At 71.2% G+C, this 10,547-nt stretch carries 9 protein-coding genes; 5 read left to right on the top strand and 4 right to left on the bottom strand.

What is annotated here, in order from left to right; translation table 11 throughout:
• On the bottom strand, positions 1-610 hold a 610-nt coding region (locus CCN72_RS33720), incomplete at its 3' end, for a hypothetical protein (RefSeq protein ID WP_086812080.1).
• 89 nt (positions 611-699) lie between these two features.
• Positions 700-2,025: a DUF2252 domain-containing protein gene (locus CCN72_RS33715; protein ID WP_086812077.1), complete on the bottom strand. Its 1,326-nt coding sequence runs from the start codon at positions 2,023-2,025 to the stop codon at positions 700-702.
• 224 nt (positions 2,026-2,249) lie between these two features.
• Here CCN72_RS33715 and dnaE point away from each other — a divergent pair, with 224 nt between their 5' ends.
• Positions 2,250-5,789, top strand: coding sequence for a DNA polymerase III subunit alpha (gene dnaE / locus CCN72_RS33710; RefSeq protein WP_086812076.1), 3,540 nt, complete (start codon positions 2,250-2,252; stop codon positions 5,787-5,789).
• 81 nt (positions 5,790-5,870) lie between these two features.
• Here dnaE and CCN72_RS33705 read toward each other — a convergent pair whose 3' ends face one another.
• Positions 5,871-6,053 (bottom strand): hypothetical protein, encoded by a 183-nt coding sequence (locus tag CCN72_RS33705; protein WP_037653130.1) that lies wholly within the window; start codon positions 6,051-6,053, stop codon positions 5,871-5,873.
• A 225-nt stretch (positions 6,054-6,278) separates the two neighbouring features.
• On the opposite strand from CCN72_RS33705, the gene CCN72_RS33700 reads away from it, so the two are divergent.
• The 4 genes from CCN72_RS33700 to CCN72_RS33685 all read left to right on the top strand — a co-directional run bounded on the left by CCN72_RS33700 (position 6,279) and on the right by CCN72_RS33685 (position 10,291).
• Positions 6,279-7,499 (top strand): NYN domain-containing protein, encoded by a 1,221-nt coding sequence (locus CCN72_RS33700; RefSeq protein ID WP_086812074.1) that lies wholly within the window; start codon positions 6,279-6,281, stop codon positions 7,497-7,499.
• Positions 7,500-7,628: 129 nt separating this feature from the next.
• Complete coding sequence (locus CCN72_RS33695) at positions 7,629-8,642, top strand: ABC transporter ATP-binding protein (protein WP_086812072.1); 1,014 nt, start codon at positions 7,629-7,631, stop codon at positions 8,640-8,642.
• A 124-nt stretch (positions 8,643-8,766) separates the two neighbouring features.
• Complete coding sequence (locus CCN72_RS33690) at positions 8,767-9,591, top strand: ABC transporter permease (protein ID WP_086812070.1); 825 nt, start codon at positions 8,767-8,769, stop codon at positions 9,589-9,591.
• Positions 9,592-9,625: 34 nt separating this feature from the next.
• Positions 9,626-10,291 carry an AAA family ATPase gene (locus CCN72_RS33685; RefSeq protein ID WP_086812068.1) on the top strand — a complete coding sequence of 222 codons (666 nt, stop codon included), beginning with the start codon at positions 9,626-9,628 and terminating at the stop codon, positions 10,289-10,291.
• Positions 10,292-10,337: 46 nt separating this feature from the next.
• Here the strand turns inward: CCN72_RS33685 and CCN72_RS33680 are convergent.
• A partial coding sequence (locus CCN72_RS33680) for a YbaK/EbsC family protein (protein WP_279630309.1) occupies positions 10,338-10,547 on the bottom strand: 210 nt, incomplete at its 5' end.

Here is a 10,547-nt window from a genome sequence, read left to right as displayed (position 1 = left end):
CGGCGGCCCGGCGCCGGGCCGGGCGGGGCGGGCGGCCCTCCGGCAGCCGTCGTACGGCGACCGCGGCCACCGCGAGGAGCAGCGGCCGGAAGGAGGCGGCGGCCACCGCGCGCAGCAGCTGCACCAGGGCGCGCTCACCCCGGCGCAGCCAGGCGGCGGCCAGCAGGCTCACGCCGATGTGCGCGGCGAGCAGCAGCCAGGCGGTGGCCGGGGAGGCGTTCGCCAGCACCCCGGCGGCCTGGCCGCGGCTCACCTGGGCCAGCGGGGTGCCCACCGCGCCGCCGTGGCACAGCAGGTCGAAGCCGAAGGCGTGCAGGGGACCGGCGACCGGGCCGCCCGCCCGGCCGTAACAGGTCTGCTGGCCGGTGGTGAACACCGTGTCCGCGGCCAGTTCCAGCGGCACCAGCAGGGCCGCGATCCGGCCGAAGCCGCGCTCGCGGCCCGCCAGCGCGTACGCGCCGGCGAAGACGCCGGCGGCGACCGCGGCCACGGTCGCGGCCGGCAGCGGGGTCCGGGACAGCAGCACGTGCGACGCGGTGCCGAGGGTCACGACGAAGGCCGTGAACAGCACCGCGCGAACGGCTCTGAGGTAGGTCCCGGATATGTCCATAGCGATAGCAGAGTCTGTCACGAACCGGAGTAAGGGACCCCTAAAGGGGGCCTGTGAGTACGCGCACGCTACCGCTTCGGCGGGGTGCCCTACAGCCCCGGGATTCGGCCGTTGCGGAACAGGTCCACGAAGATGTGGTGGTCCGCGCGGGCCCGTGCGCCGTACATGTGCGCGAAGTCCACCAGCAGGGGCGCGAAGCCCTCCTCGTGGGCCGCGATCGCCGCGTCGATGGCCCGCTCGGTGGAGAAGGGCACCAGGGACTCGCCGGAGGTGTCGTCCGCCGCCGCGTGCATGGCGGCCGTGGCCCGGCCCAGGTCGGCCACGACCAGCGCGATCTCCTCCGGGTCGTCGAGATCGCTCCAGTCCAGGTCGACCGCGTACGGCGAGACCTCAGCGACCAGCTGGCCCGCGCCGTCCAGCTCGGTCCAGCCCAGCCACGGGTCGGCGTGCGCCTGGAGGGCGCGCTGGGAGATCACCGTGCGGTGGCCCTCGTGCTGGAAGTACCCGGCGACGGCCGGATCGGTGAGGTGCCGGGAGACGGCCGGGGTCTGGGCCTGCTTGATGTAGATCACGACGTCGTTCTCCAGGGCGTCGCTGTGGCCCTCCAGGAGGATGTTGTACGACGGCAGCCCGGCCGAGCCGATGCCGACGCCCCGGCGGCCCACGACGTCCTTGACCCGGTAGGAGTCCGGGCGGGCCAGGGAGGAGTCCGGCAGCGTCTCCAGATAGCCGTCGAAGGCCGCGAGGATCTTGTAGCGGTCGGCCGCGTCCAGCTCGACGGTGCCGGGGCCCGCTGTGAACCTGCGTTCGAAGTCGCGGATCTCGGTCATCGAGTCCAGCAGCTCGAACCGGGTGAGCGAGCGGGCCGCGCGCAGCGCGCCGAGCAGCGGGCCCTCCGCGGTGTCCAGGGTGAACGGCGGCACCTCGTCGCTCTTGGCACCGGTGGCCAGGGCGTGGATCCGCTCCCGGTACGCGTCCGCGTAGACCGTCACCAGCTCGGTGATCTGCTCGTCGCTCAGCGCCTTGGCGTACCCGAGGAGCGCGATCGAGGCGGCGAAGCGCTTCAGGTCCCAGGTGAAGGGGCCGACGTACGCCTCGTCGAAGTCGTTGACGTTGAACACCAGGCGGCCGTACGAGTCCATGTACGTGCCGAAGTTCTCCGCGTGCAGATCGCCGTGGATCCACACCCGCGAGGTGCGGTCGTCCAGGTAGGGGCCGCCCCGCCGCTCGGCGTCGAGGTCGTGGTAGAAGAGGCACGCCGTGCCCCGGTAGAACGCGAAGGCCGAGGCCGCCATCTTCCGGAACTTCACCCGGAACGCGGCCGGGTCGGCGGCCAGGAGCCTGCCGAAGGCGGTGTCGAATACGGCGAGGATCTCCTCGCCGCGCTGCTCGGCGCTGAGCTTAGGGACCGACATCGCGGGATGCCTCCTGGTGCGGGAGTGGTGCGTCACTGTGTGTCCATGGATACGACAGCGCTTTCGCCGTCTCCAACGGGCGACGCGGCGCGGGAGTGCCCGGTTCCCGACCGACCGTACGCGGGGATCCACTCCGGCTGTCAGTGCCAGGGCATAGGATTCGACGCTGTCCCCCAGAGTGTCCGCCCGCCCGTCGCCTGACGTTCTCCGTTGGAGGCCAAACCGTGTCAAAGCCGCCGTTCACGCACCTGCACGTCCACACCCAGTACTCGCTGCTGGACGGTGCCGCGCGGCTGAAGGACATGTTCAACGCGTGCAATGAAATGGGCATGACGCACATCGCCATGTCCGACCACGGCAACCTCCACGGGGCGTACGACTTCTTCCACACCGCCCAGAAGTCCGGGGTCACCCCGATCATCGGGATCGAGGCCTATGTGGCCCCCGAGTCCCGGCGCAACAAGCGCAAGATCCAGTGGGGCCAGCCGCACCAGAAGCGCGACGACGTCTCCGGTTCCGGTGGTTACACCCACAAGACGATGTGGGCGGTGAACCGCACCGGTCTGCACAACCTCTTCCGGCTGTCCTCCGACGCGTACGCCGAGGGCTGGCTCCAGAAGTGGCCCCGGATGGACAAGGAGACCATCTCCCAGTGGTCCGAGGGCATCGTCGCCTCCACCGGCTGCCCCTCCGGCGAGCTCCAGACCCGGCTGCGCCTCGGCCAGTTCGACGAGGCACTCAAGGCCGCCGGCGAGTACCAGGACATCTTCGGCAAGGACAAGTACTTCCTGGAGCTGATGGACCACGGCATCGACATCGAGCACCGGGTCCGCGACGGCCTCCTGGAGATCGGCAAGAAGCTCGGCATCCCCCCGCTGGTCACCAACGACTCGCACTACACGTACGCCCATGAGGCGACCGCCCATGACGCGCTGCTGTGCATCCAGACCGGCAAGAACCTCTCCGACCCGGACCGCTTCAAGTTCGACGGCACCGGCTACTACCTGAAGTCCACGGACGAGATGTACGCCATCGACTCCTCGGACGCCTGGCAGGAGGGCTGCGCCAACACGCTCCTGGTGGCCGAGATGGTCGACACCACCGGCATGTTCGAGAAGCGCGACCTGATGCCGAAGTTCGACATCCCCGAGGGCTACACCGAGGTCACCTGGTTCAAGGAGGAGGTCAGCCGGGGCATGCAGCGCCGCTTCCCCGGCGGCATCCCCGAGGACCGCCAGAAGCAGGCCGACTACGAGATGGACGTCATCATCTCGATGGGCTTCCCCGGCTACTTCCTCGTGGTCGCCGACTTCATCATGTGGGCCAAGAACAACGGCATCGCGGTCGGCCCCGGCCGAGGCTCCGCGGCCGGTTCGATCGTCGCCTACGCCATGGGCATCACCGACCTCGACCCGATCCCGCACGGCCTGATCTTCGAGCGGTTCCTCAACCCCGAGCGCATCTCGATGCCCGATGTCGACATCGACTTCGACGAGCGCCGGCGCGTCGAGGTGATCCGGTACGTCACCGAGAAGTACGGCGCCGACAAGGTCGCCATGATCGGCACCTACGGCACCATCAAGGCCAAGAACGCGATCAAGGACTCGGCGCGCGTGCTGGGCTACCCGTACGCGATGGGCGACCGCATCACCAAGGCCATGCCCGCCGACGTCCTCGGCAAGGGCATCCCGCTGTCCGGCATCACCGACCCGCAGCACCCCCGCTACTCGGAGGCGGGCGAGGTCCGGGGGATGTACGAGAACGAACCGGACGTGAAGAAGGTCATCGACACCGCGCGCGGCGTGGAGGGCCTGGTCCGGCAGATGGGTGTGCACGCGGCCGGCGTGATCATGTCCAGCGAGACCATCACCGACCACGTCCCGGTCTGGGTCCGGCACACCGACGGCGTGACCATCACACAGTGGGACTACCCGAGCTGTGAGTCGCTCGGCCTGCTGAAGATGGACTTCCTGGGCCTGCGCAACCTCACGATCATGGACGACGCGGTCAAGATGGTGAAGGCCAACAAGGGCCTCGACATCGACCTGCTGTCCCTGCCGCTGGACGACCCCACGACCTTCGAACTGCTCCAGCGCGGCGACACCCTCGGCGTCTTCCAGTTCGACGGCGGCCCCATGCGCTCGCTGCTGCGCCTGATGAAGCCCGACAACTTCGAAGACATCTCCGCCGTGTCGGCCCTGTACCGGCCGGGCCCGATGGGCATGAACTCCCATACGAACTACGCCCTGCGCAAGAACGGGCAGCAGGAGATCACGCCGATCCACCCCGAGCTGGAGGAGCCGCTCAAGGAGGTCCTGGACGTCACCTACGGCCTGATCGTCTACCAGGAGCAGGTGCAGAAGGCCGCCCAGATCATCGCCGGATACTCGCTCGGCGAGGCCGACATCCTGCGCCGCGTGATGGGCAAGAAGAAGCCCGAGGAGCTGGCGAAGAACTTCACCATCTTCCAGGGCGGTGCCCGCAAGAACGGCTACAGCGACGAGGCCATCCAGGCGCTGTGGGACGTGCTGGTCCCGTTCGCCGGCTACGCGTTCAACAAGGCGCACTCGGCCGCGTACGGCCTGGTGTCGTACTGGACCGCCTACCTCAAGGCCAACCACCCCGCCGAGTACATGGCCGGACTGCTGACCTCCGTCAAGGACGACAAGGACAAGTCGGCGGTCTACCTCAACGAGTGCCGCCGCATGGGCATCCGGGTGCTGCCGCCGAACGTCAACGAGTCGGAGTCCAACTTCGCCGCCCAGGGTGACGACGTGATCCTCTTCGGCCTCTCCGCGGTGCGCAACGTGGGCACCAACGTGGTCGAGTCGATCATCAAGTGCCGCAAGGCCAAGGGGAAGTACGCCTCCTTCCCCGACTACCTCGACAAGGTCGAGGCGGTCGTCTGCAACAAGCGCACCACCGAATCGCTGATCAAGGCCGGCGCGTTCGACACCATGGGGCACACCCGCAAGGGCCTCACCGCGCAGTACGAGCCGATGATCGACAACGTGGTCGCGGTCAAGCGCAAGGAGGCCGAGGGCCAGTTCGACCTCTTCGGCGGCATGGGCGACGACAGCGCGGACGAGCCCGGCTTCGGGCTCGACGTGCAGTTCACCGACGACGAGTGGGACAAGACCTATCTGCTCGCCCAGGAGCGGGAGATGCTCGGTCTGTACGTCTCCGACCACCCGCTGTTCGGCCTCGAACACGTGCTGTCCGACAAGGCCGACGCGGGCATCTCCCAGCTCACCGGCGGCGAGCACGCGGACGGCGCGGTGGTCACCATCGGCGGCATCATCTCGGGCCTCCAGCGCAAGATGACCAAGCAGGGCAACGCCTGGGCGATCGCCACCGTCGAGGATCTCGCGGGCTCCATCGAGTGCATGTTCTTCCCGGCCACCTATCAGCTGGTCTCGACCCAACTGGTCGAGGACGCCGTGGTGTTCGTCAAGGGCCGTCTCGACAAGCGCGAGGACGTGCCCCGGCTCGTCGCCATGGAGCTGATGGTGCCGGACCTGTCCAACGCGGGCGCCAACGCGCCGGTGGTCCTCACCATCCCGGCGACCCGGGTCACCCCGCCCATGGTCAGCCGCCTCGGCGAGATCCTCAGCCACCACAAGGGCGACAGCGAGGTGCGGATCAAGCTCCAGGGGCCCCGCAAGACCACGGTGCTGCGCCTGGACCGGCACCGGGTCAAGCCCGATCCGGCGCTCTTCGGCGACCTGAAGGTGCTGCTCGGCCCGTCCTGTCTCGCGGGCTGAGCCGGCTCCCGGCAGCGTGAGAGGGGCGCACCCGTCAGGGGTGCGCCCCTCTTTTCTTACGCAACAGGCGTCAATCGCCCATTAGTTGTGGCCGAAGCTCTTCTGCTTCTTGCCGCGCCCGGTATCACCGGAACTGCCCTGGATGTGTGTCACCGGAGACTCGTGGGCCTCCGTGGTGTGCTGCGCCTGCTCGTGAGCCTGACCGGCGTGCTGCGCGGCGCGGTTCTGCGAGCCACCCTGCTTACGGTTCTTGTTCTTGGCCATGGTGATCTGCCTCCTGCGGGGGATCTAGGGGCCAGGGCCGGATTCAGATTCACATACGCTGACATCAATCGCATGTCGGACAATTACCCTGTGTGACAGGGTAGGTTGGCGAGTAACAGCCGCAAACGCCACGCCGAAGATCGAGTTCGGGCCGTTAACCCCCGCGCGGTCGGGCAGACTCGAAGGAAGTCCGAAGCAAAACCTCCCGGGAAGAGGGTGAGTCGCGTGGACCGCTGCATCGTCCTGGTGGACGCCGGGTATCTGCTGGGCGCAGCCGCCAGTCTCCTCGCGGGCGAGCCCTCGCGGTCCCGGATCACCGTCGACCACACCGCACTGATCCAGGCGCTGCGCGACCGCGCCGAGTCCGACACCGAACGGCCTCTGCTGCGCATCTACTGGTTCGACGGCGCCCCCGACCGGGTTCCCCAGCCAGAGCACCGCCGGCTGCGGGTGATGCCCCGGGTCACCGTCCGCCTCGGCGCCCTCACCCGCAGCGACGGACGCTGGGCGCAGAAGGGCGTGGACGCCGCCATGCACGCCGAGCTGACCGAGCTGGCCCGCAACCGGGCCTGCTCCGACGTCGTCCTCGTCACCGGTGACGGCGATCTGCTGCCGGGCATGATGGCGGCCAAGGAGCACGGCGTCGCCGTACACCTGTGGGCCGTGCAGGCCGCCGACGGCGACTACAACCAGTCCGAGGACCTGGTCGCCGAGGCCGACGAGCGGCGCGTCCTGGACCGGGCCTGGATCACCCAGGCCGTCCGCGCCAAGGAACTGACCGGGGTGTGCGCCCCGCAGCCCGTGCCCCGCCCCGAGATCGCCGCGATCCTCTCCGCCCCGCTGCCCGAGTCCGCGCTCGCCGCGGCCGCCGAGCGCTCCGCCGAACAGGAGCCGCATCCGCCGGCCGGCGCCGCGGAGAACGGCGGCCAGGAGCGGGTGCCCGCGGCCAAGGGCGTCCCCACCCCCAAGGACCTCGCGGCGCTGCGCGCCCCCGGCGCCGTCCAGCCCGCGGCGCAGCCGACCACCGCGACCCTGCGCTGGTCCTCCGACAAGGGCTGGGTGGACCGGCCCGGCGCGGTGGCCGAACCGGCCGAGGCCGCCGCCATGCCGACGCTCGCCCAGCTGACCACGGCCGAGCAGCGCTGGGCGGACCGCGAGGAGGACATCACCACGGTCGGCGGCGACCCGTACGAGGTGGGGCAGGTCTTCGCCCGCCGCTGGATGTCCCGGCTCGGCGACCAGAGCCATCTCCAGCGGCTGTCCCAGATGTACCCGCGCATCCCGCACCGCATCGACGGAGAGCTGCTGCGCTACGCCGCGCGCTTCGGCCTGCTCGCGCACAAGGACGACCAGATCGACGAACACGACCGCTACGCCATCCGGGCGGGCTTCTGGCGAGAGTTCGACATCCCGGCCGCCGCGGAGCACGCGAACGCGGCGGAGTGAGCCGACGGCGGACCGGCGAGCGCCCCGGGGGAGGGCGGGGTGGATCTTCGGGGCGGCAGAGGTTCGGCGGCAGAGGTTCGGGTGGCCCCAAGGGCGGGTAAAGGTCCCGACCCCGTACCCTCTTCCCTTGTGAGTACGCGCGTGGGGCAGGCACTTCGGCAGGACGAGGTCGTCCGCGTACGCGGGCTCGCCAAGACCTATCCGGCCGTCAAGGGCCGCCGCGGCGCACCCGGCACCCCCGAGGTGCGCGCCACCGACGCCCTGGAACTGACGGTACGGCGCGGGGAGATCTTCGGGCTGCTCGGCCCCAACGGCGCCGGCAAGTCCACCCTCGTACGACAGCTCACCGGGCTGCTGCGCCCCGACCGGGGCAGCGTCGAGATCCTCGGCCACGACATCGTGCGCCACCCCGAGCGGGCCGCCCGCCTCCTCGCCTACCTCGGCCAGGAGTCCACCGCCCTGGACGAGCTGACCGTCTCCCTCGCCGCCGAGACCACCGGCCGCCTGCGCGGCCTGGACGCGGCGCGGGCCCGGGCCGAGCGCGACGCCGTACTGGAGGAGCTGGGGCTCACCCCGATCGCCGGGCGGCCGCTGAAGAAACTGTCCGGCGGCCAACGCCGGCTCGCCACCTTCGCCGCCGTCCTCGTCGGCGCGCGCCCGCTGCTGGTCCTCGACGAGCCGACCACCGGCATGGACCCGGTGGCCCGGCGCGCGGTCTGGTCCGCCGTGGACCGGCGGCGCGCCGAACACGGCACCACCGTCCTCCTCGTCACCCACAACGTCATCGAGGCCGAGACCGTCCTCGACCGGGTCGCCGTCCTCGACCGGGGCCGGGTCATCGCCTGCGACACCCCCGCCGGGCTGAAGGAACAGGTCGCGGGCGAGGTCCGGGTGGAACTGGTGTGGCGGGAGCGGGCCCCGCTGGACGTGCCCGAGGTCGCCGTGCTGCGCGAACGCGCGGTGGAGGCCGGCCGGCGCTGGACGCTGCGGCTCGCGCCCGAGGAGGCCCGCGCCGCCGTCGCCACGGTGACCGGCGGCGCCGCCTTCGCCGCCCTGGACGACTTCACCCTGGCCACGCCCAGCCTGGAGGACGTCTATCTGGCCCTCGGCGGCGCCGCCCGGCAGGGGCTGGTGAAGGCATGACGGCCGGTGACGGCATGACGGCCGCTGAAGGCATGAGCACACGGGCCGCCGTACGCGGCACGGCCGGTACGACTGCCGTGGGGAAGAGCGGTACGACTGCCGTAGGGAAGAGGAGCAGCTCGTCGTGAGTGTCGTACCCGTACAGGTTCTGCCGGACACAGCCCGGAGCGTGCCGGAGGCGGGGCCGGTCGTCGTGGCCGAGCTCGCCCCCGCGGCGCGGCTGTGGCCGTCGCTGGTGGCCGTGTACCGGGCGCAGCTGTCCCGGGCCCGGGTGGCGCGGATCCCGCTGCTGTTCGTGGCGACCTTCCAGTCCATCGGCATCACCGTGATGATGCGCGGCGTCGTCGACAACGGCTTCGAGGCGCGGTCCGTGGTGGCCGGCTCGGCCGTGCTGGTCGTCGCCTTCGTCGCGCTGAACCTGCTGGCCCAGTACTTCGGGCAGCTGCGGGCCGGCGGCGGGCTCGACCACTACGCCACGCTGCCGGTGCCGCCGGCCGCGGTGGTGCTGGGCACGGCGGCCGCGTACGCCTCCTTCACGCTGCCCGGGACCATGGTGACCGCCGTCTTCGGCTGTGTGCTCTTCGGGCTGCCGCTGGCCAACCTGTGGGTGCTGCTGGCCGTCGTGCCGCTCGCCGGGGCCGCGCTGTCCGGGCTCGGCGCGGCGCTCGGCCTGCTGGCGCCCCGCCCCGAGCTGGCCACGCTGCTCGGCCAGCTGGGCATGTCGGGGGCGCTGCTGCTCGGGGTGCTGCCGCCCGACCGGATGCCGGAGCTCGTCCGGCTGGCGCGGGACCTGCTGCCCTCCACCTACGGCGTGGAGGCGTACGCCCGCACCTTCGACACCCACCCGGACTGGGCCGTCGTCCTCGCTGACCTGGGGGTGTGCGCGGGGGTCGGGGTGATCTCGCTGGCCGTGGCCGCGTGGGCGTACCGCAGGGCCGCCGTCCGGTGACGCGGCGCACAGGCCGACCTGGCACGATGGCAGGGTGACCGCACCGCTGAATCCGCCCCCGCCCCCGCACGACCACTCCGCGAACGCGCACCAGGTCTGGCAGGCGCCGCCCGCCGGGGCGCCGATGGCGGGCGCCTACGAAGAGGACGGCCCCGGGATGAAGACCGAAGCGCGCGAGGCCGCCGTGCTCACCGTGCTGGTGACGGTGTGCGGGGCGCTGCTCGGGCTGCTGTGGTGGCATCTGGCGCCCCAGGTGCCGCTGGTCGGCGACCGGTCGGGCAACAGCTGGGTGGTCTATCTCAAGGACACCGAGGGGGAGCAGGCGGTCGGTGTGGACGGCACGTTCACCTTGCTGGCGCTCGCGTTCGGCGCGGTGAGCGGCCTCGCGGCGTTCCTGTGGCGCAGGCGCGGCGGCGTACCGCTGGTCGTCGGTCTGGCGCTCGGCGGACTGCTCGGCTCCCTGCTGGCCTGGCGGCTCGGTGTGTGGCTCGGCCCCACGTCCGATGTCATCGCCCATGCCCGCGCGGTCGGCAAGGGGGGCACCTTCCCGGCCCCGCTGCGCCTGGGCGCCAAGGCCGCGCTGCTGTCCTGGCCGTTCGCCGCGGTGCTGGTCCATCTCGGCCTGACCGCGCTGTTCGGCCCCCGCGACCCCGAGCCCGAGCACCCGGGCGAGGTGCCGCTCACGCCGGCCCCCCAGTAGGCACCCCTCACCGCCCCCAGGGGGCCCTCAAGCCCCCGGGAGGCCCTCAGCCCCGTCCGATGGGCGCCGACACCGCTCCGGTCAGCTCCGCCAGGTCGCCCGGCGCCAGCTCCACCTCCAGGCCCCGCCGCCCCGCCGACACACAGATCGTGGCGTGGGCGAGGGCCGAGTCGTCCAGGACGGTGGGCAGCCTCTTGCGCTGGCCGAGCGGGGAGATCCCGCCGCGGACGTAACCGGTGGTGCGCTCGGCCAGCGC

Origin of the sequence: Streptomyces murinus, assembly GCF_002154555.1 — a bacterium.
Classification (GTDB): domain Bacteria; phylum Actinomycetota; class Actinomycetes; order Streptomycetales; family Streptomycetaceae; genus Streptomyces; species Streptomyces murinus.
The sequence above is the reverse complement of the archived record's forward strand: the minus strand, read 5'-3'. Positions and strand labels throughout refer to the sequence as shown.

What these genes read in the sequence shown, in the direction of transcription:
- CCN72_RS33715 (WP_086812077.1), bottom strand. Translation starts at nt 2,025, where the DNA reads ATGTCGGTCCCTAAGCTCAGCGCCGAGCAGCGCGGCGAGGAGATCCTC.
- CCN72_RS33705 (WP_037653130.1), bottom strand. Translation starts at nt 6,053, where the DNA reads ATGGCCAAGAACAAGAACCGTAAGCAGGGTGGCTCGCAGAACCGCGCC.